We start from the raw sequence: 26,496 nt of genomic DNA, 5'->3' as shown, positions 1-26,496 counted from the left end.
CCGCGCGGGCGTGAAGGATGGATCTGCGGTGACCGGGCGGGCGCCCCGTCTCCGTGGTGGCCGGTCTCCCGGACTGCTCTGGCCCGTGAAGGGTCAGGCGCCCTGGGAGGCCTCGGCCGGCTGCTCGACCTCGGTGGCGGCCTCGACGTCGGACTCGTCGGCCTCGTCGGCCTCGTCGATCTCGTCGGCCTCCGCCTCGGCGGCGGCGTTCTCTGCCTCAAGCGCTGCGTCGTCGTCGGCGTCGGGGCCGGTGTTGCGGCCCTGACGCTCGGCCTTGCGGGCGTCCGCGATCGCGCGGGCCTCGGCCATCGCTTCGGTCTTCTTCTTGTGCGGGCCGAGAACCATGATCATGTTACGGCCGTCCTGCTTCGGCGAGGACTCGATGAAGCCCAGGTCCTGGACGTCGTCGGCGAGTCGCTGAAGCAGCCGGAAGCCCAGCTCGGGACGGGACTGCTCACGACCACGGAACATGATCGTGATCTTGACCTTGTCGCCCTGCTTGAGGAACCGAACGACGTGACCCTTCTTGGTGTCATAGTCGTGCGGGTCGATCTTCGGCCGGAGCTTCATCTCCTTGATGACCGTGTGCGCCTGGTTCTTGCGCGCCTCACGGGCCTTCATGGCCGACTCGTACTTGAACTTGCCGTAGTCCATGAGCTTGCACACCGGCGGCCGGGCGGTCGCCGCGACCTCGACCAGGTCGAGGTCGTACTCCTGCGCGAGCTCCAGCGCCTTGGCAAGCGGCACGATGCCGACCTGCTCGCCGCTGGGACCGACGAGTCGCACCTCGGGGACGCGAATCCGGTCGTTGATGCGGGGCTCGGTGCTGATGGGGCCTCCTCGGTTGCACAACTTCTGCGATGCGGCCGTCGGGCGGCGGTCGCACGTAGTGGACTCGACCACTGGGCGGGGCTTCATTCGTGCTGCGCTGTGGGCCGAAGCCCTGGAGGGCAACCACACCGCGACACGAAAAAAGCCCCGCTCGGTACAAGCGGGGCTCCACACAACCGGGGGCGACGCCCGGTGAGGGGCGCTGCGGCGACGTCGGCACACTGGGCGCCCGTCGCGGACCGGGACCCGTCGACCCGGAGGTCGATCGGGTGGGAGACTTTCGCGGTTGCCCTCTCGGGCCTCCTGAAGTGGAGCCTCCACTTGCTGGCCGGACATCCGTGAGAACGCCTGGCCGGTCAGTCTCGAAGCATACAGCGCCCCGGGGCCGAAGGCCATTCCGCCCCTCCGCGCCACCCCTTGTACGCTCCCTCTGTACGGAGACCGGCACGACGGAACGAGCCCCCCTTGAGCAGCGAGCCCACCCAGAACCCCGCCGCGGACGACGAGGCGATCGGCTTCGACGACCTCACCCGGGACATCGCCGAGGTCCCCGCCGTCGAGGTGATCACCACCGTCGCGGTGCACCTGATGAGTGCTGCCGCGGTCAAGTGCGGTCTCGCCGAGGGCGGCGAGAAGGACAAGGACCTCGACGAGGCCCGCAAGCTGATCACCGCGCTGGCCGGGCTGGTCACCGCCGGCGCCCCGGAGATCAGCAACTTCCACGCGGCGCCGCTGCGGGACGGCCTGCGCTCGCTCCAGCTCGCCTTCCGCGAGGCCTCGGTCGTCCCGGACGCGCCCGGCTCCGGCCCCGGCGAGAAGTTCACCGGGCCGGTCTACGCCTGAGCATCCGGTCCGCCGCGCCGAGCGGCGGCACCTCAGGGGTCTCCCCGGAACCACGTTCCGGGGGGACCTCGTGCTTTTCCCCCGTGCTGATTCCGGCCGGGCGGCCGCCGCGGCCGCGCCCGTCGGGGCTCCGGCCAGCTCCCGCGGACCTCACCGGGCGGCCCGTCGGCGCCCGCCCTCCCGGTCCGCACCCCGGCGGCTAACGCCGGTAGAGCGGCTCCCCCGGCAGCCCGGCGTCCGCGGGCAGCACCGCCAGGCTCAGGCCCCGGTCGAGCCGGACCCGCAGCACCGGGTCCTCGCTGACCGCCCGCCCGATCCGCCGGGCCGCCTCCTGGACCGCCTCGCGCTCCAGCCCCTCGTCCAGCACCACCGCGAGCAGACCGTCCGCGTCCTGGTAGGGCGCCAGCAGGCCGCGCACCACGGCGGGCTCCGCGGCCAGCAGCGCCCGCACCGCCTCCCGCACCTCGGGATCGGCCACCGGCGGCAGGTAGGGCCGGTTCTCGGCCAGCGCGCGCAGCCGGGCGCCGGACAGCCGGAAGGCGACCGGTCCGGCCGGGTCGACCAGCAGGGTGTCGGCGCGCTCGGAGAACGCGACCATCGCGGCCTGCGGGGCCGCCACCGGCGCCGGGCGGGCGTCCGCGCGCCAGCGGGCCAGGGTCTCCAGCGAGGTGAAGGCCGGCAGGGCGCGACGGCCGTCGGCGGCCTCGACCACGGGGACGGCCATGTCGCTGGTCTTCTCGTGCCGGTGCCCGTGCTCGTCCAGCTCGACCTCGCCGAGGATCGCCACGATCGGCACCATCAGCCGGGTGGGCGCGAGCGCCGCGAGCACCTCCGGCTCGGCCGTGCGGTCCTGCGACCAGCGGGCGAGCGCGGCGGCCAGGGCCGGGTCTGCGGCGCCGTCGTCGGCGGCGAATCCGGGGTTGGGGATGTTCTTGCGGTCCACCCGGCCGACCCTATGCCACCGTGCGGGCCCCGCCCACGGACCGAAGGTCCCCGGAACCCGGCCCGACACGCCCGGCCCATCCCCTACCGGCCGGTAGTGAGGTGTGGCACTCTGCGCCCATGGCCACCCTCGAAGCTGCTGCCCGCGCCGCCGCGACCTCCTCCCCGGCGGCCGACCGCGCCCGGTACGACCGGGCCACCGCCCACCTGGACGGCCCGGTGGCCGTCGTCGACCTGGCCGCGTTCGACGCCAACGCCGCCGACCTGGTGCGCCGCGCGGCGGGCAAGCCGATCCGGGTGGCCAGCAAGTCGGTGCGCTGCCGGGCCCTGCTGGAACGGGCCCTGGCCACGGACGGCTTCGCCGGGGTGATGAGCTTCACCCTCGCCGAGTCGCTCTGGCTGGCCCGCTCGGGCCTGCGCGACATCCTCCTGGCCTACCCCTCCACCGACCGCGCCGGCTTCGCCGAGCTGACCGCCGACCCGGAGCTCGCCGCCGCCGTCACCGTCCTGCTGGACGACCCGGCCCAGCTGGACCTGGTCGACGCGGCCCGGGCGGGCACCTCCGAGGTCCGGGTCTGCCTGGAACTCGACACCGCGCTGCACCTGCTCGGCGGGCGGGTCCGGGTCGGCGCCCGGCGCTCCCCGCTGCGCGCCCCCGGGGACCTCGCGGCCTTCGCCGAGCTGGTCCAGCGCCGCCGGGGCTTCCGGGTGGTCGGGCTGATGGCGTACGAGGGGCACGTGGCCGGGGTGGGGGACGCGGTGCCCGGGCGCCCGGTGCGCTCCCGGCTGGTCCGGGTGATGCAGACCAGGGCGCGGACCGAGCTCGCCGGGCGGCGGGCGGAGGCGGTCCGGCTGCTGCGCCGGGTCGCCGAGCTGGAGTTCGTCAACGGCGGCGGCACCGGGAGCGTCGAGTCGACGGCGGCGGAGCGCGCGGTGACCGAGGTGGCGGCCGGCTCCGGGCTGTACCAGCCCCGGTTGTTCGACAACTACCGGTCGTTCCAGGGGCGGCCCGCCGCCCTTTTCGGCCAGCCGGTGGTGCGCCGGCCCGGGGTCGGTGTGGTGACGGTCCTCGGCGGCGGCTATCCGGCGTCGGGCGCGGCCGGCCCTGACCGCTCCCCCGTGCCGTACCTGCCGCCGGGGCTGCGGTACGACCCGATGGAAGGGGCCGGGGAGGTGCAGACCCCGTTGCTCGGCTCGGCCGCCGACGACCTGCTGATCGGCGACCGCGTCTGGTTCCGGCACGCCAAGGCGGGCGAACTGTGCGAGCGGTTCGCCGAGTTGCACCTGGTCGAGGGGGACGCGGTGGTGCGCACCGTGCCGACCTACCGGGGCGAGCGGCAGACCTTCCTCTGAACCCCGTCCGGTCCCCGGACCGGACGGACCGCACGCTCCCCGCACGGACCGCGTCGCGCGGCTCCCGGGTCGTGCGGGGCTCGTGCGGCGCGGGGGTCGCACGGGGCGTCCTCCCGGCGGCGAAACCCCCGCCGCAGGGTTCCTGAGCTGCACGGTTCCGCCTCGCGCGCGGGCCCGGTTCCACTACCGTGGAGCGGATGCGAGGACCACGCCGACGGAGGGGGAGACCGTGGAAGCGGAAGTCGTGCAGTTGGTGACGGCCGGCGCCAGCACGCTGGTCGGGCTGATGGCCACCGAGTTCTGGACGCAGGCCCGTTCACGCTTCGGCTCGTGGCTGGGACGCGGCGAGGGCGACGAGGCGGAGGAGGCCGCACTGGAACGCTCCAGGGCGGCCGTCACCCGCGCGCAGGAGGCCGGCGACACCCGGGCGGTCGAGGACCTGACCGGCGGCTGGCGCGCCCGGCTCCGTGAGGCGCTCCACGAGAACCCCGCTGCGGCCCGGGAACTCGAAGCCCTCCTGGAGGAGTTCGGGCCGAGGCTGCCGAAGCCCGCGACCGGCTCGTTGAACATCGCGATCAGCGGCGGGACGGTGCAGGGCAGCGTCATCCAGGCGGGCACCGCGGGCTCGGTCACCATCGGACGAACCGACCCCTGACCCGCCCCGGCCGCCGAACCTTGGCCGCACCTTAAGAGGGCCCGATGGGATGCCTAACTCCGGCATCCGATCGGGCCTTTGTGCTGTTCGCAGGGCTACAGTCCGTCAAAAAGTGGCTCAGAACGGCCTATTGCCAGCTGGTCTAGTCCAATCATACGCTCAGCTCAGGGGCCGGCGCGCCGGGTCGGCGGGCCCCTCGGACAGACGTGTCCGGCACTCCCCCACATCTTCGACCCGGGAACACGGTCAAGGAGTCCCCACCCCATGTCCATGAAGCGAACCGCCATGTCCGTCGGCGTCATCGGCGCCGCCGTCCTCACCGTCTCGGTCACCGGCATCGGCACCGCCGGCGCTCACGGCACCGTCACCAACCCGGTCAGCCGGATCGCGGCCTGCTACGCGGAGGGCCCCGAGACCCCCAAGTCGCAGATCTGCAAGGACCTCGTCTCCCTGAGCGGCACCCAGCCGCTGTACGACTGGAACGAGGTCAACATCGCCAACGCGGACGGCCGCCACCAGGCCATCATCCCGGACGGCAAGCTGTGCTCCGCCAACCGCGACAAGTACAAGGCGCTGGACCTGCCGCGCGCCGACTGGCCGGCCAGCGCGGTCACCCCCGGCAAGGTCGACTTCAAGTTCCGGGTCACCGCCGCGCACCAGGGCAACCAGACCATCTACATCACCAAGCAGAGCTGGGACCCGACCAAGCCGCTGAAGTGGTCGGACCTCGACGCCCTCCCCGTCGCCCAGGTCCCGACCAGCCGGACCTCCGACAACGGCTACTACAACTACAGCGGGACCCTGCCGCAGCGCACCGGCCGCCAGCTGCTGTACATGGTGTGGCAGCGGACCGACAGCCCCGAGGCGTTCTACAGCTGCTCCGACATCGACTTCGGCAAGGCGGCGGTGACCGGCGGGACCACCGCGCTCACCGCGCAGGCCCCGGCCGCGCCGAGCGAGGAGCAGATCTCCGCCGGCCTGGGCAAGTCCACCGTGGCCCACCACGGGCACGGCGGCAACGCCAACGAGCCGGCCGGCGCGGTCGTCCCGACCAACAGTGCCGCGGTGGGCGGCGGCTCGGCCACCGGCCCGCTGCTGCTCGCCGGTGCCGCCGCCGTCGGCGTCGGCTGGGCCGGCATGGTGCTCCGGCGTCGTCGGGTCGAGGCTGTTCGACACGACGGCTGACTGCCGGAAGCCGGGGCCGGATCTCAACCCCCGTGAGGTCCGGGCCCGGCGAACGTCCACCACGCCGTGTGTGAGCGGTGCGGTGGGCGGCGCCTGGACGGTGCCGCCCACCGCTGTCTCCCGCGGCCGGCCGGGACCGCTGCGGTCCCGGCCCACGGCCCGGGTCAGGTCGTCGCGGTACCGGCGCCGTCGTCGGGTCCACCGGGGAGGCCCGGGACGGCCGGCAGCTTGCCGCTGTAGTCGTCGATGCCCTTGACGATGGTGTCCATCACCGACAGCTCGGGCGCCTTGGGGGTGATGTCGAAGCCGAGGTGCACCGAGACCAGGGTCTTCCCGTCGGCGGACGGGAAGACCACGGTCTGCACGTACCCGTCGTTGCCCTTGGCCGCGTCCACCTTCCAGCGGACCAGGTAGCCGTCCCGGCCGTCGACCTTGACCGCCTCGGACTTCAGCTCCTCGTGCGAGACCAGCTCGTTGTAGGAGTCCTTGGCCGCCTTCTCGATGTCGGCCTTGGCCGCCGCCTGGGCGTCGGTGCCGCCGCCGGCGATCCGGCCGCTGTTGGCACCGCCGAGCGAGCAGGTCCCGCCGCCCTCGCAGGTGTACGAGCCGATGCTGAGCGCGGCGAAGCCGTCCCGGGTGGTCCCGCCCTCCCAGCCGGACGGGACGGGCAGGACGAGCCGGTTCACCACGTCGACGGCCTTGTCGCGGCCCTTGGCCGTGCCGTCGTCCTGGCCGCCGTTGCCGCCGTCGCCGCCCTTGCTGTCGCCGCCGCCGTTGCCGTTGCCGCCCTTGCCGCTGTTGCCGTTGCCGTTGTTGCCGTTGCCGTTGTTGCCGTTCCCGTTGCCCTGGTCGCCGGGGCCGCCGAGGTCCGGCAGGCCCCGCCACGGGCCGCCCTCGCCGTACGGGCCGTTCGGGAAGCCGGGGCGGGCGGACCGCTGCCGGTCCCCGTGGTCGTCCATCGCCAGATAGGTGATGCCCGAGCCGGCGCCCAGCCCGAGCAGGGCCGCCACCGTCGCGGCGACCACGAGCTTGGACGGCCGGCGCCGCACCTTGGGGGGCGGCGGCACGGGCGAGCCGTAGGCGGTACCAAAGGGGGGCGGTTCCGGATAGCGGGCCGACGGACCGCCCTCCAGCACCTCCCCCTCCAGCACCCGGGTCTCGGCGGTCGTGTCCGGCCCCGGAGCGCCGGCCGCCGGGGACTCCGGCGGCGGCGCGTCCGAGGGTGCGGGCCGGGTGCTGGCCGTCCAGCCCGTGCCGTCCCACCAGCGCTGGGGTCGCGGGTCGCCGGTGATGTCCTTCGGGTCCGGGTACCACCCGGCGGGGATCTGCTCGCTCACGACACAGAATCTAAAGGGAACCGGATAAACGCGATATCAGCGGGACACCGAATTCCCGGCATTTTCCATGAGATTACGGTGAGAAGCGGCGGGGCCGCCCGGACGGACCGATTCCGGACCCTCCCGGCGGCCCGGCCGGGGCCCGTCCCGGCGGCCCGTCCCTGCGGCCCGTCCCGGAGGGCTACAGCGGGGTCACGTAGGCCCCCGAGATCCCGCCGTCCACCAGGAACTCGCTCGCCGTGATGAAGGAGGAGTCGTCGCTGGCGAGGAACGCCACGGCGGCGGCGATCTCCTCGGGCCGCGCGAACCGGCCCAGCGGGATGTGCACCAGCCGCCGCGCCGCCCGCTCCGGGTCCTTGGCGAACAGCTCCCGGAGCATCGGGGTGTCCACCGGCCCGGGCGAGAGCGCGTTGACCCGGATGCCCTCCCGGGCGAACTGCACGCCCAGCTCCCGGGACATCGCCAGCACCCCGCCCTTGGAGGCGGTGTAGGAGATCTGCGAGGTGGCCGCGCCCATCCGGGCCACGAAGCTGGCGGTGTTGATGATCGAGCCGCGCCCGTGCCGGCGCATGTACGGCAGCGCGGCCTTGCAGCAGAGGTAGACCGAGGTCAGGTTGACCTCCTGGACCCGCCGCCAGGCGTCCAGCCCGGTGGTCAGGATCGAGTCGTCCTCCGGCGGCGAGATGCCCGCGTTGTTGAACGCGACGTCGACGCTGCCGAACGTCTCGTAGGCCTGGTCGAAGAGCGCCTCGACCATGTACGGGTCGGTGACGTCGGTGTGCACGAACAGGCCGTCGACCTCCTGCGCGGCCGCCTTGCCGGTGGCCTCGTCGAGATCGGCGCAGACCACCTTCGCCCCCTCGGAGGCGAGCCTGCGCGCGGCGGCGAGGCCGATGCCGCTGCCGGCTCCGGTGATCACCGCGGTACGGCCGACCAGCCGCCGGCAGACCGGGGCACCGGGCTCCTGGCTCTCGTGGGTCTCGTGGGACTTCCGGGTCACGGTGTGCTCCTACTCCTCGGTCCGGATGAAGACGTTCTTGGTCTCGGTGAAGTGGGTCAGCGCGTCGGGCCCGAGTTCCCGGCCGACACCGGACTCGCCGAATCCGCCGAACGGCGTCCAGTACCGCACCGAGGAGTGCGAGTTGACGGAGAGGTTGCCCGCCGCGACGCCCCGGGCCAGGCGCAGGGCCCGGCCGAGGTCGCGGGTCCAGATCGAACCGGAGAGGCCGTAGCGGGTGGCGTTGGCGAGCCGCAGGGCGTCCGCCTCGTCCTCGAAGGGCAGCACGACGGCGACCGGACCGAAGACCTCCTCGGTGACCGCCGGCGCGTCCGGGTCGGTGGGCGCCAGCACCGTCGGCGGGTACCAGAAGCCGGGGCCGTCCGGCACGGCGCCGCGGGCCAGCACGGGAAGGTCCGGGGTGACGAACGACGCCACCCGGCGGACCTGCGCGGCCGAGATCAGCGGGCCCAGCTGGGTCTCCGGGTCGGCCGGGTCACCGGTGCGGACCGCCTCGACGGCGGGCAGCAGCAGGGCGAGGAAGTCGTCGTAGACCGCACGCTGGACCAGGATCCGGCTGCGGGCGCAGCAGTCCTGACCGCTGTTGTCGAGGAAGGACATCGGATCGGCGGCCCCGGCGAGGTCGGCGTCGGCGAAGACGATGTTGGGGCTCTTGCCGCCGAGTTCGAGGGTGACCCGCTTGGCCCGGGCCGCGCAGCGGGCGGCGACCTCCTTGCCGACCACCGTCGAACCGGTGAAGACGATCTTGCGGACGGCGGGGTGGTCGACCAGGGCCCGGCCGGTGGTCGGGCCCGCACCCGGGACCACCTGGAACAGGCCCTCGGGCAGTCCGGCGGCGAGGGCGAGTTCGGCCAGCCGCAGTGCGGTCAGCGGGGTGGCCTCGGCGGGCTTCAGCAGCACCGCGTTCCCGGCGGCGAGGGCGGGGGCGAAGCCCCAGGCGGCGATCGGCATCGGGAAGTTCCACGGCGCGATCACCCCCACCACGCCGACCGGCTCGTGGAACGTGACGTCCAGGCCGCCGGCCACCGGGATCTGCCGCCCGGTCAGCCGCTCCACTCCCCCGGCCGCGTACTCCAGCAGGTCGCGGACGTTGCCCGCCTCCCAGTGGGCGGTCCCGACGGTGTGGCCGGCCTCGGCGACCTCCAGTCCGGCGAGTTCGGGGACGTGCACCTCGACCTGGTCGGCGAAGCGCCGCAGCAGCCGGGCCCGCTCGCCGGGAGCGAGGGCGGCCCAGCCCTGCTGCGCCTTGACGGCGCGCTGGACGGCGGCGTCCAGCCGCTCCGGGGTGGTGTCCGGGACGGTGGCGAGGGTCTCGCCGGTGGCGGGGTTGAGGACGACGGAGACGGCGGGTCCCGCGCCGGACCCGTGGCCGGCGGTGGCGGTGGCGGTGGTGGTGTCACTGGTGGTGTCGATGGTGGTCACATCCGCTCGAAGGATCGGTAGCGCTCCCAGTCGGTGATGGCGCTGTCGTAGGCGGCCTGTTCGACCCTGGCCATGTGCAGGTAGTGCTCGACCACGTCGTCCCCGAACGCGGCGCGGGCGAGCTCGCTCGCGCCCCACAGGTCGGCCGCCTCGCGGAGCGAGCCGGGCACCCGGGCGTAGTCCTCGACGGCGTAGGCGTTGCCCAGGCAGGGCGCGGGCAGTTCCAGCTTCTGCTGTACCCCGTGCAGGCCGGCCGCGATCATGCCGGCCACCGCGAGATACGGGTTGACGTCCCCGCCGGGCACCCGGTTCTCCATCCGCAGGCCCGGGCCGCGGCCCACCACCCGGTAGGCGCAGGTGCGGTTGTCCCGGCCCCAGGCGACCGCCGTCGGGGCGAACGAACCCGGCCGGTACCGCTTGTAGGAGTTGATGTTGGGCGCGTACAGCAGGGTGAACTCGCGCAGCGCGAGCAGCTGGCCGGCCAGGAAGTGCCGCATGGTGTCGGTCATCCGACCGTCGGGGTCGGCGAAGGCCGGGGCGCCGACGGCGTCGCGCAGCGAGAGGTGGATGTGGCAGCTGTTGCCCTCGCGCTCGTCGTACTTGGCCATGAAGGTGAGCGCGCAGCCCAGTTGGGCGGCGATCTCCTTGGCACCGGTCTTGTAGACGCTGTGCTGGTCGCAGGTGGTGAGCGCGTCCGTGTAGCGGAAGGCGATCTCGTGCTGGCCGAGGTTGCACTCCCCCTTGGCGGACTCCACCACCAGGCCGGCGCCGGCCATCTCGATGCGGATCCGGGAGAGCAGCGGCTCGACCCGGGCGGTGCCGAGCAGCGAGTAGTCGACGTTGTAGAGGTTGGCCGGGGTCAGGCTGCGGTAACCGCCCTGCCAGGCCTGCTCGTAGGTGTCGCGGAAGACCAGGAACTCCAGCTCCGTGCCGATGTCGGCGGCCAGGCCCTGTTCGGCCAGCCGCTCGATCTGGCGGCGCAGCAGCTGGCGGGGCGCCGCGGCGACCGGACGTCCACCGTGCCGGGCGAGGTCGGCGGTGACCTGGGCGGTGCCCGGCTGCCAGGGCGTGAGCCGGAGGGTGTCGAGGTCGGGGCGCATCGCGAAGTCGCCGTAGCCGGTCTCCCAGGAGGAGAGGGCGTAGCCGTCCACCGTGTTGAGGTCGATGTCGACGGCGAGCAGGTAGTCGCAGGCCTCCGCGCCGTTCTCGGCCACCTCGTCGAGGAAGAACCGGGCGGCGAAGCGCTTGCCCTGGAGTCTGCCCTGCATGTCGGTGAAGGCGAGCGCGACGGTGTGGATCTCGCCGGCGTCGACCAGGGCGCGCAGCTCGTCCAGGGCCAGCGGGGCACGGCGCGACGCGGCCGACACGGCTCTGCCGGACCCGGCGCCGGGTCCGGCAGAGCCGGTGGCGCCGGGCTGGGCGGTCGGCGCAGCGGCGGCGCTGCCTGGCGCGGCGACGTGGTCGTTCATGGCGGACACCCTCCTCGTCGATCACGCTGTGAGATCACGTGGTCACAGGGAACCGTACGGCCTGTCACGGACGGCGCGGAAGAGGGCGGGCTGGTGTGGCGCGCCGATATGCGTGGTTGGCGATGTATCGGGCGGCACGGGAGGAGAATGCCCGCCATGGATCGCAGGCCTTTTGTCGGCGTCAGCACCTATCTGGTGGACGCGAGTTGGAGCGACTGGAGGGACCGCCGGGTGGCCCTGGTGCCCGAGCGGTACACCTCGTACGTCAAGGACTCGGGCGGGATCGCGGTGCTGCTGCCGCCGGACGCCCCGGAACGCGCGCCGGAGGTGCTGGCGCGACTGGACGCCCTGGTCGTGGCGGGCGGACCGGACATCGACCCCGCCTACTACGGGCAGCAGCCGCACCCGCTCACCGACGTGGACACCGTCGAACGGGACGTCTGGGAGTGCGCGCTGCTGCGGGCGGCGCTCGCGGCGGGCATGCCGCTGCTGGGGATCTGCCGGGGCATGCAGGTCCTGAACGTCGTCTGCGGGGGCACGCTGGTGCAGCACCTGCCGGACGTCGTCGAGGTGGACGTGCACACCGGATCCCCCGGCAAGTACGGCACGCACGTGGTGCGGCCGGTGCCCGGGACGCTGCTCGGCGGGCTGCTGCCGGAGCCCGAACTGACCGTGCCGACCTTCCACCACCAGGCGGTGGACCGGCTCGGCACGGGCCTGCGGGTCGGCGCGCACGCACCGGACGGGACGGTGGAGGCGGTGGAGGGACCGGGATTCACGCTCGGCGTGCAGTGGCACCCCGAGCAGGGGGACGACCTCCGGGTGATGCAGGCGCTGGTCCGGGCGGCGACGGCGGCGCGGACGCCGGAACTGGATCCGGACCTGGGCCTGGGCCTGGGCCTGGAGGCGGTCGAGGTGCGGTAGCCGGCGGGACCGTCGGTGCGTCCGGACGCCCGCGCCCCGTACGGGGGTGCGGGCGTTCGGACGTCCGGGCCGTGTTCGGTGGGCGCTCAGGCGGTGGGCGCCGCCGAGGTACCCGCGGCCACGGCGGCCACCGGTTCGGCGGGTACCGGCTCGGCGGCCACCGGCTCGGCGGGCAGTCGGGAGGCGGCGTCGAGAAGCGCGGGGAGCATGCGGGCGGCGTGCTCGGCGTAGCCCCGGGAACTCGGGTGGACGCCGTCGGGGGCGAGGAGCAGCTCGGCACGGTCCTGGAACTCGGGCCCGGAGGACGGGGCCAGCGGCGTCCCGGCGCGCTCGGCGGCGCGGGCCTGCCGGCGGGCGAGGCGCCGGGAACGGTGCCCGCCGACCAGTCGGGCGGGGGCACGGAAGCCGGGCGCGTGGCCGGGGTCGGGGCACGGCACCACGACCGGCTGCCAGCCGGTCTCGCGGAGCCGCCCGAGCAGCACGGCGAACAGACGGGCGGACCGGCCGATCGGCAGCGGGAGGAGGGCGTCGTTGCCGCCGACGATCACCACCGCGAGCCCGGGCCGCAGGCGCGCCGCCCGGGCGGTCTGCCGGCGCAGGCCGGTCGTGGTGGCACCGACCCGGGCGAGGACGCGCAGGTCGACGGGCCGGTCCAGCCGGTCGCCGAGCGCCTGGGCGAGCCGGGCCCCGAGCGTCTCCTCGGGGCGGTCGGCGCCGAAGCTCCGGGCGAGGGAGTCGCCGAGCATCAGCAGGGTGACCGGCCGCTCGTCCGCGGGTTCGGCCGGGCCGTAGCGGCCGTCGGCGTGCGGGGCCGACCAGTCGGCGGGCGGGCGGCGCATCAGCAGCCGGCCGTAGAGCCGGGAGGCGGCGAGCCGGGCGCGGAGCAGGGGGCGGCGGGCCGCGGGGGCGGACGGGGTTTCCGGGGCGGAGCGGGTGGTCGGGGCGGGCATGGTGGGACTCCCGGGGCAGGCGGACGGGGGCGTGTCAGGCGGAGGTCAGGACGACGGCCGCGTTCTGGCCGCCGAAGCCGCTGGACACCGAGACGGCGGCCTGGAGCTGGACGCGCCTCGGCATCTTGGTGACCACGTCGAGGTCGATCGCCTCGTCCAGCCGGTCGAGGTTGGCGGTGGGCGGGATCAGCCCGTACTGGAGGGTGAGGACGGTGACGGCCGCCTCGATCGCGCCCGCCGCGCCCAGGCAGTGGCCGATCACACTCTTGACCGCCGTGACCGGGGGCGGCCGGCGGAAGACCTGCCGCAGGGCGGCGGCCTCGGCCAGGTCGTTGAGCGTGGTGCCGGTGCCGTGCGTGTTGACGTGGCCGATCTCGTGCGGCGCCAGCCCGGCGTCGGCGAGTGCGATCCGGACGGCGCGGGCCAGACCCGCGCCGTCCGGGCGGGGCGCGGTGAAGTGGTGGGCGTCGGCGGTCGAACCGTGGCCGGCCAGGTAGGCGCGCGGGCGGACGCCACGGGCCCGGGCGTCCGCGGCGCGTTCCAGCACCAGGAGGCCCGCGCCCTCGCCGAGCACGAAGCCGTCCCGGTCGGCGTCGAAGGGCCGGGAGGCCCCGGCCGGGTCGTGCCGGCGGCGGGAGAGCGCGCCGAGCCGGTCGAAGGAGGTCGCCACCATGGGCGCCCGGCCGCTCTCCGTGCCGCCGGCCAGCACCACGTCGCAGGAGCCGGCCCGGAGCAGGTCGCAGGCGACGCCGAGGGCGGTGGTGCCGGAGGCGCAGGCCGTGCTGGTGACCAGGTTGGGCCCCCGGGCCCCGAGGTCGAGGCCGACCTCGCCGGCGGCCATGTTGGGGATGGAGCGCGGTGCCATCAGCGGAGAGACCAGGCCGGGCCGGCCGTCCGCGAGCCGCCCGTACTCGACCGCGTGGGTGTCCGTGCTGCTGGCGCTCACCCCCAGCACCACCCCGACCCGGTCCGGGTTCCAGTCGGCCGGGTCGAGGTCGGCGTCGGCGACGGCCTCCCGGGCGGCCAGGACGGCGAGTTGGGCGAACCGGTCGAGCCGCCGGACCAGCCGGCCGCCGAGCAGGGCGACCGGGTCGAAGCCGTCGGCCCGGCAGGAGAAGTCGACGTTCAGCCCGGCGAGGAGCGGGTCGCGCCGGGCGGTCGGCGCTCCGCCGAGCAGGTGGTCCCAGCCGGCCGCCACGCCGAAGCCGGCGGGGGTGACCAGGCCGAGCCCGGTCACCGCCACCGCCCGGTCGGCCACCGTGTGGGCGCTCAACTGACGGCGCCCGCGGTCAGATCGACACCGACGAGCGGGGCGGCACCGGGAGCCGGAAGGGCGCCCGGCGCGGCACCCGCAGCGGCACCCCGGCCGGCGACCGGAACGGCGCCCGGGCCATCGACCTCGGCCGGGGCGGCACCGGCGTGGGCGAGCAGTTCGCCGAGCGTGGAGTCCGGCCGGATGTCGCGGACGGTGACGCCGATCCGCTCCTCGACCAGCAGGGAGAGTTCGACCAGCGCGAGACTGTCGAGCGACAGCGAGGCCAGCGTGGCCTCGGGCGTGACGAGGGCGGCCGGCACCTCGAACTCCTCGACCAGGCAGGCACGCAGGACGGTGAAGCTGTCGTTCATGGGACGTTCCTTTCAGTGGCGGACGGTGCGAACGGCCGGGCCGTTCGGTCCGGTTCGGGGGCGAGGACGGGCGGCAGGACGGCCTGAGGGACGGCCTGTGGGACGGCCTGAGGGACGGGCCGCGCGGCAGGCTGCGGGACGGGGAGGCGGGCGGGCAGCCGGAACCAGGCGAGCAGGACGCCCGCCGCGGCGACGGCCCCGCCAACCTGCGCCGCCGCGGTGAGCCCGGTGGTGAACGCGATACGGTCGCCGGTCGCCGCATCGGCCGCGGCGGTGGCCAGCACGGAGCCGAGCACCGCCACGCCGAGGGTCGAACCGACCTGCCGGGTGGCGTCGTTGAGGGCCGATCCGACCCCGGCCATGGCGGCCGGCACCGCGCTCATCACCAGCTCGGTGGCGACCGGCGCCATCAGCCCGGCGCCGAAACCGGAGACCGCCTCGAAGACGAACACCGGCGCGTCCCCGGACTCCACGCCGAGACGACCGAGTTGAACGAATCCGGCGGCGATCAGCAGTTGCCCGGCCGCGACCGGGACGCGCGCGCCGGCGTACCGGGCGACCACCGGGCCGAGGACGGCCCCGACGGCCAGCCCCAGCGAGAGCGGGACCATCCGCAGCCCGGCCTGCCAGGCCGAGAGGCCCCGGACCTGCTGGAGGTAGAGGGTCAGCAGGAACATCGCGCCGAACATCGCGAAGGACATCAGCGCCAGGCAGACCGTGGCCGGCCAGACCGGCCCGTCGCGCAGCAGCCGGACCGGCACCATCGGTGCGGCGCAGCGGAGTTGGCGCAGCACGAAGAGGCCGAGCAGCAGCGTGGCGGCGGCGAGGGCGGCAAGCACCTCGGGGCTGGTCCAGCCGCGTCCGGGCGCCTCGATGATCCCCCACACGAGGGTGAGCAGAGCGGCGCAGGAGAGCAGTGCGCCGAGCCGGTCCAGCGGCCGGGCCTCCGGATCGCGCGACTCGGGGATCACCGGGGTGACCACCAGGATCGCCGCCACCACGGGGACGTTGAGCCAGAACGCGGCCTGCCAGCCGTGCTGTTCGACCAGCCGGCCGCCGACCACCGGACCGAACAGCGCGCCGACGCCGGCCACCGCCGCCCAGATCCCGATCGCCCGCCGCCGGTCGGCCGCCGTGGGCAGGACGTGCACCACGGTGGAGAGCGTCGAGGGCATGAACAGTGCCGCGCCGACGCCCATCGCGCAGCGTGCGGCGACGAGTCCGGCCGGGCCGTCGACGAGCGCACCGGCCGCCGAGGCGAGCGCGCAGACGGCGAGTCCGGTCGCGAAGGCCCGCCGCCGGCCGTACCGGTCGCCGAGCGCGCCGGCGGCGAGCACGCAGCCGCCCAGCGCGAGCGCGTAACCGTCGACGATCCACTGGGTCTCGGCCAGAGTCGGCCGGAGATCGTCCCGCAGGCTCGGGATCGCCACGTTGAGGACGGTGAAGTCGAGCCCGAGGAGGAAGAGGGCGGCGCAGACGACGGCCACCGCCGCCCACGCCCGCGGCCGGGCCACCGGGCCGTTCGAGGGGTCCACCCGGGCCTCAGACCGGCAGCCGGAGCGGTTCGTCGCGCCGCCGGAAGCCGATCCGGTAGAGCGTGGCGGCGCCGCGCAGGAAGGTGACCTCGCAGGCGCGCAGGTAGCGGCGGTAGCGGCGGAAACCGTCCGGGCCGACCAGTGCCTCCGCCTCGGCGCGGGCCCGCAGCAGCCGGGCGGACCAGGCGCCCAGGGTGCGGGCGTAGTCCTCGGCGGAGGCCCGGACGGCGGTCACCGCGAAGTACGGGTCCCCGGCGGTGACGATCTCGCCGAGCCGGGGCAGCGCCGCACCGGGGAAGACCTCGGCCGCGACGAACGAGCCGACCGGACCGTCGCCGCCGGCCACGCCGTCGTAGGCGATGGTCTGCAACGACATCCGGGCGCCGGGGCGCAGCCAGCCGTGGCAGCGTTCGAAGTAGCCGCGGTAGGCGGCGAGCCGTCCGGCGGCGTCCATGTCGGCGGTGGCGAAGTGCTCGAAGGCACCGATCGAGACGATCCCGTCGTAGGGCCGCTCGGGGCGGTGGCCGTCCCAGCTCTCCAACCGGACGTCGACGCCGGGGAGCGCGAGCCCCCGTACGTGGGCGTGCTGGGCGCGGGAGAGGGTGAGCCCGGTGGCCTCGCCGGCCCGGCCGGTGAGGACGGCGTGGGTGAGCAGGCCGCCCCAGCCGCAGCCGACGTCGAGCAGGCGGAACCCGGCGTCGGAGGCGGCGCCGGCCAGGTCGAGGTGCAGGTCGAGCTTGGCCCGCTGGGCGCGGGGCAGGGCGGTGGTGTCGGGCTCGCCGGGGGCGATGCCGTCCCAGACGGCGGCGGAGTAGCTGAGCGTCTCGTCGAGCCAGAGGGCGTAGAAGTCATTGCCGAGGTCGTAGTGGAACTCGATGTCGGCGGCGCTGGTGCCGACGGTGGTGGTGGTCATACCTCTCCTGTTCGGGGAACGGGCGGGCGGTACCGGACGGCCCGCGCGAGGCGACGCGGGTCGGCGGCACCGGGAAGGGCGACGCGGGTCGGCGGCGCTTCGGGGCGGACGCCGCGGGACGGCGGTGCGGAGCGGCAGGGCCGCGGGACGGCGGCGCCGCGGGGCGCTTCAGGCCGTGGCGGCCTGCTCGCGCCGGGCCCGGACGTCGAGCGCCCGGTCCCGGCGCTCGACGAACCGGGAGGCCCTGGCGTCGAGGTGCTCCAGGTACCCGGCGAGCCGGTCGCGCGCCTGCTCGCCGGCGGGGCCGAGTCCCGTCAGTTCGAGGACCTTGAGCGAGCGGAGCAGCGGGACGAGCACCTCGTCGTGGTGGACCCGCAGGTCGTACACGCCCGCGATGGCGATCTCGCCGGCCAGTTGGGCGAAGCCGGGCATGCCCTGGCCGGGCATCGCGAAGCCGCGGACGGTCGCGTCGAGGGTGACCAGGACCTGGTCCGGGTCCGACGCCAGGGCGGCCCGCAGCAGTTCGCGGTAGAAGACCATGTGCAGGTTCTCGTCCTGGGCGACCCTGGTGAGCAGCCGGTCGCAGACCGGGTCGCCGCTGAGCCGGCCGGTGTTGCGGTGGCTGACCCGGGTGGCGAGCTCCTGCACCGCCGCGTAGGCGACCAGGCCGAGCACGCCGTCCGGTTCGGGGAGGGTGCCGGTGGCGACCTGGGCCATCCGGGCGCGCTCCAGCGCGATCGGGTCGACGGCGCGGGAGGCGTGCAGGTAGGCGCGGATGGCGGCGGCGTGCCGGTCCTCCTCGGCGGTCCAGTGGTGCAGCCAGGCCCCCCAGGCTCCGTCGCGGGAGGTCTGCGCGGCGATGGTCCAGTGGTAGCCGGGGAGGTTGTCCTCGGTCAGCAGGTTGACCACCAGGGCGGAGCGGACGGCCGGGGCGAGCGTGGAGTGCTCGGCCCGCCAGGGTTCACCGTCGAGCGGCCCGTCGAAATCCCGCCCGAGGCTCCACGGCACGTACTGGTGCGGGAACCACTCGCGCGCCGTTGCGAGGTGACGGTTCATCAGATCGGCGGCGATGGGCTCCAGTTCGACGAGCCAGTGGACGGCCTCCGCCGTAGTGATCTTCACGGGCGCCGATCGTTGCGCAGGCGCACGGGGGCGCGCAAACCGGCGTCACCCGGTCGGGTGAGCCCCCTCGGGAGGGTTCACGCCACTGGCAGATCGGCGACCGCCGCCAGCACGCCGGCCGCTCCGGCGGCCAGCAGGGTGAGCACCACGCCGCGCCGGGCCGCGACCAGCCAGAGCAGCGCCCCGGCCAGGACCCCCCACTGCCAGACGTGACCCAGCGCGGCGGCGAGCGGCACGGCCGATCCGGCGATGGCGCCGATCACGGCCGGCCCCGCGCCGGTGAGGAAGTCCTGCACCCGCCGGTCGGCGCGGAGCCGGTCGAAGTGGCGTCCGCCGACGATCACGAAGAGGAACGACGGCGCGAAGGCGACCGCCGCCGCCAGCAGCCCACCGACGAGCCCGGCGGCCGCGTAGCCGACCACCGCGACGGTCTGCACCACCGGGCCGGGGGTGACCTGGCCGAGGGCGACGGCGTTGAGGAACTGTCCGTCCGTCATCCAGTGGTAGCGGTTGACCGCGTCGTCCCGCATCAACGGGATGATCACGAAGCCGCCCCCGTAGGAGAGCGCCCCCACCTTGAACGCCACCCAGGCCACGGCGCCCAGTCCGCCGAGCGCGGGCAGCCCGACGGCCAGCGGCAGCGCGGCGGCCGGGCCGGACGGCCGGTCGCCGGACAGCCGGTCCGGCCGTCCGCGCAGCGCCGCCTCGGCCAGCCCCGCCGCGATCAGGACCAGCACCAGCCAGGGCCCGGTGACGATCGCGGCCGCCGCGCCCGCCGCCGCGTACCCGGCCCAGCGGGTGCGGGCGGCCCGCTCCCGCCCGGCCCGGGCGAAGCTGCCCGGGACCAGCGAGGTCGCGGCCTGCACGGCGACCGCCGGAACGGCCGCGCCGGCACCGGCCGCCGCGCCGAGCACCGCGAGCGGCGGGTCGCCGGCCAGGAGGAGCGCCGCGAGCACCAGGATCAGCACGAGTCCCGGCGCGATGAAGCAGACCCCGCCGACCAGCGCGCCGGGGGTGCCGCGCAGCCGGCCGGCGGTGAGTACGGCCAACTGGGTGGAGGCCGGCCCGGGCAGCAGATTGGTCGCCGCGATGCCGTCCTCGAACTCGGTCGGCGTCAGCCATCCGCGCCGCTCCACGCAGAGCCGCCGCAGCAGCAGAATGTGTGCGGGCGGTCCGCCGAAGCCGAGCACCCCGATCCGTCCCCACTCCCGGGCTATCTCACCCAGGCTCACCCGGCCGGTCACGCCCATGTGCGACTCCCCCGTTAGACGGCGGCGCGACGATACCGGACGGGGGTTACGGCACGGCAATGACAACGGTCTCCAATGCAGCCTTTGGATCTTCGTTCGATCTGAGGTTCACTTCGGATGCAGGGCAGTCGCGCCCCCTTCCCCCCACCCCCGCACGTCCAGGAGAGGACTTCGATGGCCGGGCACGAGCACTATGATGATCATGCTCATGACCACAAGCAGGCGCACGGCGGCCACACCCACGGCGGCCACGGCGGCCACTCGCACGGCGTGGCCGCGGACGCGGACCGCCGTTGGCTGGTCAGCGCACTCGTACTGATCGTGGTGTTCATGGCCGGGGAGGTGGTGGTCGGCTTCGCCGCCCACTCGCTGGCGCTGATCTCGGACGCCGCGCACATGCTCACCGACGCCGCCTCGATCGTGCTCGCCCTGATCGCCATGCGGCTCTCCGCCCGCCCGGCCCGGGGCGGCTACACCTACGGGCTCAAGCGCGCGGAGATCCTCTCCGCCCAGGCCAACGGCGTGACGCTGCTGATCCTCTCCGCCTGGCTCGGCTACGAGGCGATCACCCGGCTGTTCGAGCCCCCGGAGGTGGCCGGCTCGCTGGTGCTGGTCACCGCGCTGGTCGGGATCGTCGTGAACATCGCCGCTACCTGGTGCATGTCCAAGGCCAACCGCAGCTCGCTCAACGTCGAGGGCGCCTTCCAGCACGTGCTCACCGACCTCTACGCGTTCATCGCGACCGCCGTCGCCGGCCTGATCGTGGTGACCACCGGCTTCGTCCGCGCCGACTCGATCGCCTCGCTGATCGTGGTGGCGCTGATGCTCAAGGCCGGCATCGGCCTGGTCCGCGACTCCGGGCGGATCTTCCTCGAAGCCGCCCCGGCCGGCATCGACCCGGACGCGGTGGCGGACCGGCTGGTCACCCAGCCGCTGGTCGAGGAGATCCACGACCTGCACATCTGGGAGATCACCTCCAACCAGCCGGCCCTGTCCGCGCACATCCTCGTCACCCCCGGCGGCGACTGCCACGCCGTCCGCCGCGAGCTGCAGCGCAAGCTCTCCAAGGAGTACGGGATCTCGCACAGCACCCTCCAGGTCGACCACGTCGGCGAGGACGAGGCGGGCGCACTGCTCCAGATCACCACCCCCGGCGGTCCGGTCCCCGAGCACTGCGCGGACGCGCACGGCCCCGTCCACCGCGCCGGTCCGCACAAGCACTGAGCCGGTCCGGCACCCCGCCCGCCCGGACCCGCCCCCGAACCAGCCCCGCCGCCGGCTCCCGCCGGTGCGCACCGACCGGCGCGCACCGGTACCGGCCGGCTGTCCGCCCGGTACGGCATGATCGGAGGCGTGACCGCACCCCGCCTGATGCTGCTCGACTCCGCCAGCCTCTACTTCCGGGCCTTCTTCGGCGTACCGGACACCCTGCGCTCGCCGCAGGGTGAGCCGGTCAACGCCGTCCGGGGCCTGCTGGACTTCATCGCCCGGCTGGTCCACGACCACCGGCCCGACCAGCTGGTCGCCTGCATGGACGCCGACTGGCGCCCGCAGTGGCGGGTGGACCTGATCCCCTCCTACAAGACGCACCGGCTCGCCGAGGCGGCCGAGAACGGCGAGGAGGAGGTGCCGGACAACCTCTCCCCGCAGGTCCCGGTGATCGAGCAGGTCCTGGACGCGCTCGGCATCGCCCGGGTCGGCTCCCCCGGCTACGAGGCCGACGACGTGATCGGCACCCTCACCGCCGGCGCCACCGGCCCGGTCCAGATCGTCACCGGCGACCGCGATCTGTTCCAGCTGGTGGACGACGCCCGCGCGATCACCGTGCTCTATCCGGTCAAGGGCATGGGCAACCTCCAGGTCACCGACGACGCCCTGCTGCAGGAGAAGTACGGCGTGCGCGGCGACCGGTACGCGGACATGGCCGCACTGCGCGGCGACGCCAGCGACGGCCTGCCGGGCGTCAAGGGCATCGGCGAGAAGACCGCCGCCCAGCTGATCCACGAGTACGGCGACCTGGCCGGCATCCGCGCCGCCGCGCTGGACGTGGGCTCGCGGCTGACCCCGGCCCGGCGGCGCAACCTGGTCGAGGGCTCCGCCTACCTGGACGTCGCCCCGACCGTGGTGCGGGTCGCCACCGACGCCCCGCTCCCGGCGTTCGACCCCGCCCTCCCCTCGGAGCCGCTCGACCCGATGACCCTGGAGGACCTCGCGGCCCGCTGGGGCCTCGGCACCTCCCTGGACCGCCTGCTGGAGGCCCTGGCCGCCACCCGCTGACCCACCCGGAAGGGGCCCGCCGCACCTCGCGGCGGGCCCCTTCTCCTTCTCGGGCACCCTTGAGCTTTGGATCAACGTGGAGGAAGCAAGCAGCTGAAGGCCGGAGCCGTCCTCAAGTCCGGCGAGTCGGTGAGCTCCAACAGTGGCCGGCTGACCATGCAGAGCGACGGCAACCTCGTCCTCACCTCACTGCGCAGCGGAACAGCGGTCTGGTCGACCGGCACCCAGGGCCACCCGGGTGCGGGGGCCACCATGCAGGACGACGGCAACTTCGTCGTCTACGATCCCCAGCGCGTCCCGCTGTGGTCGTCCAACACCTGGGTCGGCAACGGCAGCGGCTACTTCGCACTCGTCCAGGACGACGGCAACTACGCCGTCTACACGGCGGGCTGGCAGGCCAAGGGGAGCGCTTCCACCTGGAATTCGACCGACGCGGCCAATGGCGCGGCCCTGACCTGGGACGCAGAGGGCAAGCTCGCCTCACTCACCCAGGGCTCGGCCACCACGACCTACGTCTACGACGCCGACGGCAACCAGCTGATCCGCCGCAACCCCGGCAAGGTCACCGTCAACCTCGGTGGCGGGGACGAACTCAGCTACAACACCGGTAGTGGAGCCTCCACCGGAACCCGCTACTACACCGTCCCTGGCGGCATGACCCTCGTCCGCCAGGGCCCGACCAAGCTCACCTACCACTTCGCCGACCACCACGGCACCAACTCCCTGTCCATCGACCGCAACTCCCTTGCCGACGTCTAAAGCAACAACAACCCGGTCAACATGGCCGATCCCAGCCGGGCAAGGGATGGGCTGGCAGCGTGCCGGGCAGCATTGAGGACGAGAAGAAGTAGGCACGAAGGAACTACGGCTTACAGCTGGAAAAGAACTACCTCAAGAACACCAACTTCAAGTACGAGACGAAACCCGGACAGAAGGAGATCGCGGGCGCACAGCCATACGACGAGATCGCAACTGGTAAGGCCAAGAAGTCCGAACTCATGGTCTGCGCCCACATGGGTGCGCTCGACTGCTACGACGTAAAGCAGATCACGGGGTGGTCCGCAGGGGCCCAACTGCAGGAGTACGGTCGCGAAGAGACCGAAGAGGCAAATGCCTTTCGCCATTTCACCTGGCAAGCCATGATCACGGTCAAGTACGGGCGCCAGAACGCAGAGATGGCGGCAGACGCCCATGAAGCCTTCGGCGCCAGGGCGGGTCACGACTATGCCGACCACATATCCGACCTGGTGAACAATGAATACGGCCGAAAGCTGGGTGAGAAGATCGCTTCGGCGAACCCCGGAGCCTCAGACGCGCAGCTCAGGAGCACGATCGTCGACGAGGCACGGAAGTACCTGGCGACCGGAGACTACGCCCGCCCCAGTGACTTCAAATAGCGCAACTTCGAAAGGAAGTCCAGGTGATCAAATCCTTCAGGCCGGGGCAGGTGCTCACCCCCGGCAGGCTTCGTCTTGCGGCGGCCTCTCTGGTGTGCACGCTGCCGTTTGCGGCTTCGTGCGCACAGGCAAGGGGCGAAACTGAGGCGCCCGTCGTCGGATCGTGGAAGTCGAGAATCGGCACGATTCAGTTTCTGGGCGACGGTACGCTCAGGGACGTGAGCCTGCTCCCAGCCGTGTGCCAGGGGAAGGAATCCGCCGTAGCGGTGCCGTTCACTGGAACCTGGCGTCACGAGACGTTGAGTGACGCCGGCCCCGGCGCAGCGGTCGACTTGACCTCCACCGCCGGAGATCTGACATGCAAGAGGTTCTTCGTCTACTACAAGGACGACGGCCCGGAGCGACTGCAACTGACCGTCACCAAGGCTGGTCAAGAACCCTTCGTCCGGCAGTAGCCCGACGGCGGCGACGAGCCGACGAACCTGGTTCTGCGTGGAGCTCGCCCCGCCCGGGATATCGGTTCGGGGCACGCTCGACTCCGCGTTCCGCCCCCACGTGGAACCGCTCCACTCCGTAGGAGGTCGAGCTGGGCGCTTCTCCGGACAAGCCCGCTCAATGAAGACTGCGGCAGGCTCGAGGGATCGGCCATGATGTAAGGAGTGCCCCAATGAGAGCCGTACTCAAACTGACCGTCGCCTGTCTCGTGGGAGGTGCGTTCCTGTCCGGGATGGGAGTCAGCGAGTCCCAGCTGAACTCCGGGGTCAGGAGTTCACCGACAGCGACCTCAAACTGACCGGATGGTCCGCTGATCTGTTCTCGCAGCCCGTCAAGGGAGTGGTGGCTCCGGCAAAGGAGGACGACATGAAGAGTCCCAGCCAGTCAATTATGGTCACCTACCCGGGGCCCCGGATCGGTCAAGGTCTACGTGCTCTCAGTCAAGCCGTAGTCCCGGCCGTCCGAGTCGAGATTCCTCCCTCGCCGCCGGATGTCCCCGCGCAGGAAGTCGACCCGGTCGACTTCCTGCGCGCGCCTCACCTTCGCCCGGGGGTTCAGCAGGGAGGGCATGCGGCGCCTCGCTCCGGGAGAGCGAGGCGCCGCAAAGGTCACGCGTGGTGGTCGAGTTCACCGGCCTTGATCGCGCGCAGGAGATCGGCGAAGGCATCGGGAGTGGTGCGGATGATGACCTCACCGTCGTCGGACTCACGGAGTTCGACCAGCCCAGCCCCTCCACGGACCTCGACACAGTTGGCCTGATCTCCGCTGAAGCTGGACTTCTGCCAATCGAGCTGTGACATGTGCGCCTTCCTTAGAGCGTGTAACGGATGTGCTGGATCAGTCCCCAGGAGTCGTGATCGACTCTGGATCGTAGAGTGCGGGACGTGTCCAGTTCCGGGAGAGCGAGGGACTTGAGGCGCTCGAACTTCGAACGATAGGCGATGACGGGTTCCGGATCGCTCAGGTACGACGAGCCGCCAGGATGCTCCATCAGCACCGTATCCAGGTCATGGTGCCGACCATGCACAATCATGAAAGACGTGTCCGTGGACACGTACTCGGCGCAACGGAAGGGCAGAATCTGGATGGTGACGTGGGGGAGTTCGCTCGCCTCGACCAGATAGTCCAGCTGCTCCCGCATGACCGAGGGGCCGCCGAATCGCGAGCGCAGGGCAGCTTCATGGATGACGGCATGAAGCGGGAGCGCCCCGTCGATGCTTATCGCCTGCTGACGGGTGCGGCGAAACTCGACCTTCTTCTGGTCTCCGCTGAGGATGATCTCGCTATAGCGTGCGACCTGGAGGAGTCCGGGGATCAGTAGGGTCTCGTAGCTGGACAGTGCTGCGGCGGTCGACTCGGACTCGGCAAGGTCGAGCGCCGAGGTATGGACGAACCCTTTGAAGGCGGTCCACCAGCCCTTCCCGCTACTCAGCCCCATCTCCTGGAGAACCGCCCTATAGGTCTCATCCGTGTGACCATAGGCATCCAGTAGCGCGACGACCCGGCCTGGATCGAGCCCCGTGCGACCGGCCTCGATGTGGCTGAGCTGCGGGCCGCCCATGCCAACGAGGGCGCCGGCATCTTTGACCGCCAGTCCGGCTCCCTCGCGAAGACGCCTCAGCTCAGCGCCGAATCGCCGTTGCCGCTCGCTGATGTGAGTCCTGAGTGCCAAGGGGTGTCCTTCCGTATCGGAGCAGTCTCCCGCTGCGCGTGCCCGGGATGCCACACGCCAGGGCGAGGCTGCTCGACTGCGCCACCCCATCTTCTTAGATCGTGTTGCACGCGTGGAACCTAATGGCTTACTGTCAGTGTTGCGTCGATCACATGATGGATCGTCAGTAGCGCCTGTTGCCTGGACAGTAGGCGACTGCTGTCCATTCGCCTCAAAAAGCCACGGATCCCGGTCCGGCCTCGCGCCCTGCGGCGACTCCGTCGACCTCTCTCCCCCTCCCGTCCCCTGCCTCTCTCCACGGAGGTCTCCTATGCGTGCCTTCAACCCGCCCGACTGGTCCGCCGCCCGTAAAGAACTGCGTCGCGCCCTCACCTCCTCCGGCTGGCACCCGGACACCATTCACGACGCCGAACTCGCACTCCACGAGCTCTACTTCAACGCCTGGCGACACGCCGGATGCCAGGCCCCACTGGTCATCGTCACCCTCCTCTCCCGCACCCTCCGCGTGTGCGTCTGCGACGACAACCCCACCCTCCCCGAACCCCACATCTCCTCCGACCCGTACGAGGTATCCGGGCGGGGCCTGCACCTCGTCCGCTCCCTCACCCACCGCTTCGGCGCCGACCCCACCAAGAACGGCAAGGTCGTCTGGTACGAACTGGACGCCGCCGCGTGAGAGACGACCACCACCCCGCCCCGCTCACGCCCCACGACCCCGTCCTCCGCACCTACACCGAGTCCGAGGTCGCCGCGCTCCTCCGCGAACTCCACGAAGCGGGCCGCCCGTTCGGCATCCAGTGGGGATCGGCCGCCACCAACGGCACCACCGTCGAGGGCCGCCTCCTCGTCGACTTCGGCAACGCGCCCGTCTCGACCCTCCTGAACCTCCTGAACCTCCTCCGCGACACCGAGAGGCACGCCCGCTCCCAATGAGCAGCTTCCTCGTCGGCACCGCCTTGGCCGTCCTCCTCGCGCTCGCCATCACGACCGTCGTCGTCGGCGTGGTCACGAGCTTGCGCATCGAGGACACCCCGCCCCCGCCGCCCATCACCCGCCACGGCCGCTGGGAACTGCGCCGCCTTCCCGACGGCAGCACCGAGTACGCCTGGATCGCCCGCCAGGCCGACCACTTCAGCCCCGAGACCAACCCGGCCCCCGACCGGCGGAGCCGTGGCCGCCACCGCATATCCCAATAGCCGTTGACCGCGTGCCTCGTCGGATCGACCCGACGAGGCACGCGGCCGTCCCCGCGCGGTGACGGGACGAAGACGTCGTGGTTG

At 73.0% G+C, this 26,496-nt stretch carries 28 protein-coding genes; 13 read left to right on the top strand and 15 right to left on the bottom strand.

Annotated elements, in window-relative coordinates; genetic code table 11:
* Nucleotides 1-93 precede the first annotated feature (93 nt).
* Nucleotides 94-852, bottom strand: a complete 759-nt coding sequence (gene infC / locus ACFWIC_RS17255) for a translation initiation factor IF-3 (RefSeq protein WP_380519233.1) — start codon at nt 850-852, stop codon at nt 94-96.
* Nucleotides 853-1,296: 444 nt separating this feature from the next.
* Here infC and ACFWIC_RS17250 point away from each other — a divergent pair, with 444 nt between their 5' ends.
* The gene (locus tag ACFWIC_RS17250) at nt 1,297-1,674 is read left to right on the top strand and encodes a DUF1844 domain-containing protein (protein ID WP_329882326.1); all 378 of its coding nucleotides are present in this window, start codon (nt 1,297-1,299) and stop codon (nt 1,672-1,674) included.
* A 199-nt stretch (nt 1,675-1,873) separates the two neighbouring features.
* Here ACFWIC_RS17250 and ACFWIC_RS17245 read toward each other — a convergent pair whose 3' ends face one another.
* The gene (locus ACFWIC_RS17245; RefSeq protein WP_380519232.1) at nt 1,874-2,617 is read right to left on the bottom strand and encodes an SseB family protein; all 744 of its coding nucleotides are present in this window, start codon (nt 2,615-2,617) and stop codon (nt 1,874-1,876) included.
* 119 nt (nt 2,618-2,736) lie between these two features.
* On the opposite strand from ACFWIC_RS17245, the gene ACFWIC_RS17240 reads away from it, so the two are divergent.
* The 3 genes from ACFWIC_RS17240 (at nt 2,737) to ACFWIC_RS17230 (ending at nt 5,809) form a co-directional block, all read left to right on the top strand.
* The gene (locus ACFWIC_RS17240) at nt 2,737-3,969 is read left to right on the top strand and encodes an amino acid deaminase/aldolase (RefSeq protein ID WP_380519230.1); all 1,233 of its coding nucleotides are present in this window, start codon (nt 2,737-2,739) and stop codon (nt 3,967-3,969) included.
* A gap of 229 nt (nt 3,970-4,198) precedes the next feature.
* Entirely contained in the window at nt 4,199-4,624 is a 426-nt protein-coding gene (locus ACFWIC_RS17235) for a hypothetical protein (protein ID WP_329949794.1), read from the top strand.
* 264 nt (nt 4,625-4,888) lie between these two features.
* Complete coding sequence (locus tag ACFWIC_RS17230) at nt 4,889-5,809, top strand: lytic polysaccharide monooxygenase (protein WP_329949793.1); 921 nt, start codon at nt 4,889-4,891, stop codon at nt 5,807-5,809.
* A gap of 164 nt (nt 5,810-5,973) precedes the next feature.
* Here the strand turns inward: ACFWIC_RS17230 and ACFWIC_RS17225 are convergent, their stop codons facing one another.
* From ACFWIC_RS17225 to ACFWIC_RS17210, 4 genes are all read right to left on the bottom strand, one after another.
* Nucleotides 5,974-7,146, bottom strand: coding sequence for a DUF2510 domain-containing protein (locus tag ACFWIC_RS17225; RefSeq protein ID WP_380519228.1), 1,173 nt, complete (start codon nt 7,144-7,146; stop codon nt 5,974-5,976).
* A gap of 181 nt (nt 7,147-7,327) precedes the next feature.
* Entirely contained in the window at nt 7,328-8,146 is an 819-nt protein-coding gene (locus ACFWIC_RS17220) for a 3-oxoacyl-ACP reductase (RefSeq protein ID WP_355408878.1), read from the bottom strand.
* Nucleotides 8,147-8,155: 9 nt separating this feature from the next.
* On the bottom strand, nt 8,156-9,586 hold the full coding sequence (locus ACFWIC_RS17215; RefSeq protein ID WP_380364299.1) for an aldehyde dehydrogenase family protein: 1,431 nt from the start codon (nt 9,584-9,586) through the stop codon (nt 8,156-8,158).
* Nucleotides 9,583-11,055 (bottom strand): glutamine synthetase family protein, encoded by a 1,473-nt coding sequence (locus tag ACFWIC_RS17210; RefSeq protein ID WP_380364301.1) that lies wholly within the window; start codon nt 11,053-11,055, stop codon nt 9,583-9,585. The genes ACFWIC_RS17215 and ACFWIC_RS17210 overlap by 4 nt, the downstream gene beginning before the upstream one ends.
* Nucleotides 11,056-11,211: 156 nt before the next feature.
* On the opposite strand from ACFWIC_RS17210, the gene ACFWIC_RS17205 reads away from it, so the two are divergent.
* The gene (locus ACFWIC_RS17205) at nt 11,212-11,979 is read left to right on the top strand and encodes a gamma-glutamyl-gamma-aminobutyrate hydrolase family protein (RefSeq protein ID WP_380519225.1); all 768 of its coding nucleotides are present in this window, start codon (nt 11,212-11,214) and stop codon (nt 11,977-11,979) included.
* Nucleotides 11,980-12,065: 86 nt separating this feature from the next.
* Here ACFWIC_RS17205 and ACFWIC_RS17200 read toward each other — a convergent pair whose 3' ends face one another.
* The 7 genes from ACFWIC_RS17200 to chrA all read right to left on the bottom strand — a co-directional run bounded on the left by ACFWIC_RS17200 (nt 12,066) and on the right by chrA (nt 19,375).
* Nucleotides 12,066-12,929 (bottom strand): GDSL-type esterase/lipase family protein, encoded by an 864-nt coding sequence (locus ACFWIC_RS17200; protein ID WP_380519223.1) that lies wholly within the window; start codon nt 12,927-12,929, stop codon nt 12,066-12,068.
* Nucleotides 12,930-12,963: 34 nt separating this feature from the next.
* Complete coding sequence (locus ACFWIC_RS17195; protein ID WP_329949788.1) at nt 12,964-14,202, bottom strand: beta-ketoacyl-[acyl-carrier-protein] synthase family protein; 1,239 nt, start codon at nt 14,200-14,202, stop codon at nt 12,964-12,966.
* Nucleotides 14,199-14,555: a phosphopantetheine-binding protein gene (locus ACFWIC_RS17190; protein WP_329949787.1), complete on the bottom strand. Its 357-nt coding sequence runs from the start codon at nt 14,553-14,555 to the stop codon at nt 14,199-14,201. The genes ACFWIC_RS17195 and ACFWIC_RS17190 overlap by 4 nt, the downstream gene beginning before the upstream one ends.
* On the bottom strand, nt 14,552-16,090 hold the full coding sequence (locus tag ACFWIC_RS17185) for an MFS transporter (RefSeq protein WP_380519221.1): 1,539 nt from the start codon (nt 16,088-16,090) through the stop codon (nt 14,552-14,554). Before ACFWIC_RS17185 ends, ACFWIC_RS17190 begins: the two co-directional genes overlap by 4 nt.
* A 7-nt stretch (nt 16,091-16,097) precedes the next feature.
* On the bottom strand, nt 16,098-17,003 hold the full coding sequence (locus tag ACFWIC_RS17180; RefSeq protein ID WP_380519219.1) for a class I SAM-dependent methyltransferase: 906 nt from the start codon (nt 17,001-17,003) through the stop codon (nt 16,098-16,100).
* 168 nt (nt 17,004-17,171) lie between these two features.
* Complete coding sequence (locus tag ACFWIC_RS17175) at nt 17,172-18,125, bottom strand: acyl-ACP desaturase (RefSeq protein ID WP_380519217.1); 954 nt, start codon at nt 18,123-18,125, stop codon at nt 17,172-17,174.
* A gap of 77 nt (nt 18,126-18,202) precedes the next feature.
* Nucleotides 18,203-19,375, bottom strand: coding sequence for a chromate efflux transporter (gene chrA / locus ACFWIC_RS17170; RefSeq protein ID WP_380519215.1), 1,173 nt, complete (start codon nt 19,373-19,375; stop codon nt 18,203-18,205).
* Nucleotides 19,376-19,549: 174 nt separating this feature from the next.
* Between chrA and ACFWIC_RS17165 the strand changes: the two genes are divergently transcribed.
* The 5 genes from ACFWIC_RS17165 to ACFWIC_RS17145 all read left to right on the top strand — a co-directional run bounded on the left by ACFWIC_RS17165 (nt 19,550) and on the right by ACFWIC_RS17145 (nt 23,504).
* Nucleotides 19,550-20,599: a cation diffusion facilitator family transporter gene (locus tag ACFWIC_RS17165; RefSeq protein ID WP_329949782.1), complete on the top strand. Its 1,050-nt coding sequence runs from the start codon at nt 19,550-19,552 to the stop codon at nt 20,597-20,599.
* 117 nt (nt 20,600-20,716) lie between these two features.
* Nucleotides 20,717-21,652: a 5'-3' exonuclease gene (locus tag ACFWIC_RS17160; protein WP_329949781.1), complete on the top strand. Its 936-nt coding sequence runs from the start codon at nt 20,717-20,719 to the stop codon at nt 21,650-21,652.
* Nucleotides 21,653-21,718: 66 nt separating this feature from the next.
* On the top strand, nt 21,719-22,411 hold the full coding sequence (locus tag ACFWIC_RS17155) for a hypothetical protein (protein WP_380519213.1): 693 nt from the start codon (nt 21,719-21,721) through the stop codon (nt 22,409-22,411).
* A gap of 254 nt (nt 22,412-22,665) precedes the next feature.
* Complete coding sequence (locus tag ACFWIC_RS17150) at nt 22,666-23,049, top strand: DUF6973 domain-containing protein (protein ID WP_380519211.1); 384 nt, start codon at nt 22,666-22,668, stop codon at nt 23,047-23,049.
* 23 nt (nt 23,050-23,072) lie between these two features.
* A complete protein-coding gene (locus tag ACFWIC_RS17145) occupies nt 23,073-23,504 on the top strand; it encodes a hypothetical protein (protein ID WP_380519209.1) in 432 nt (143 codons plus the stop codon).
* Between the two features lie 648 nt (nt 23,505-24,152).
* Here the strand turns inward: ACFWIC_RS17145 and ACFWIC_RS17140 are convergent.
* Entirely contained in the window at nt 24,153-24,344 is a 192-nt protein-coding gene (locus ACFWIC_RS17140; protein WP_380519207.1) for a DUF397 domain-containing protein, read from the bottom strand.
* 11 nt (nt 24,345-24,355) lie between these two features.
* Entirely contained in the window at nt 24,356-25,216 is an 861-nt protein-coding gene (locus tag ACFWIC_RS17135) for a helix-turn-helix domain-containing protein (RefSeq protein ID WP_380519205.1), read from the bottom strand.
* 310 nt (nt 25,217-25,526) lie between these two features.
* Between ACFWIC_RS17135 and ACFWIC_RS17130 the strand changes: the two genes are divergently transcribed.
* From ACFWIC_RS17130 to ACFWIC_RS17120, 3 genes are read left to right on the top strand one after another with little or no spacing between them, the layout of a single operon-like run.
* Nucleotides 25,527-25,892, top strand: coding sequence for an ATP-binding protein (locus ACFWIC_RS17130; RefSeq protein ID WP_380519203.1), 366 nt, complete (start codon nt 25,527-25,529; stop codon nt 25,890-25,892).
* Nucleotides 25,889-26,149, top strand: a complete 261-nt coding sequence (locus ACFWIC_RS17125) for a hypothetical protein (RefSeq protein WP_380519201.1) — start codon at nt 25,889-25,891, stop codon at nt 26,147-26,149. The genes ACFWIC_RS17130 and ACFWIC_RS17125 overlap by 4 nt, the downstream gene beginning before the upstream one ends.
* Nucleotides 26,146-26,412 carry a hypothetical protein gene (locus ACFWIC_RS17120; RefSeq protein ID WP_380519199.1) on the top strand — a complete coding sequence of 89 codons (267 nt, stop codon included), beginning with the start codon at nt 26,146-26,148 and terminating at the stop codon, nt 26,410-26,412. Before ACFWIC_RS17125 ends, ACFWIC_RS17120 begins: the two co-directional genes overlap by 4 nt.
* The last annotated feature ends 84 nt before the right edge of the window (nt 26,413-26,496 follow it).

This window comes from Kitasatospora sp. NPDC127035 (assembly GCF_042726075.1).
In the GTDB taxonomy this organism is placed as follows: Bacteria; Actinomycetota; Actinomycetes; order Streptomycetales; family Streptomycetaceae; genus Kitasatospora.
Note: the sequence above shows the minus strand (reverse complement) of the source record. Positions and strands in the feature narration are given on the sequence as shown.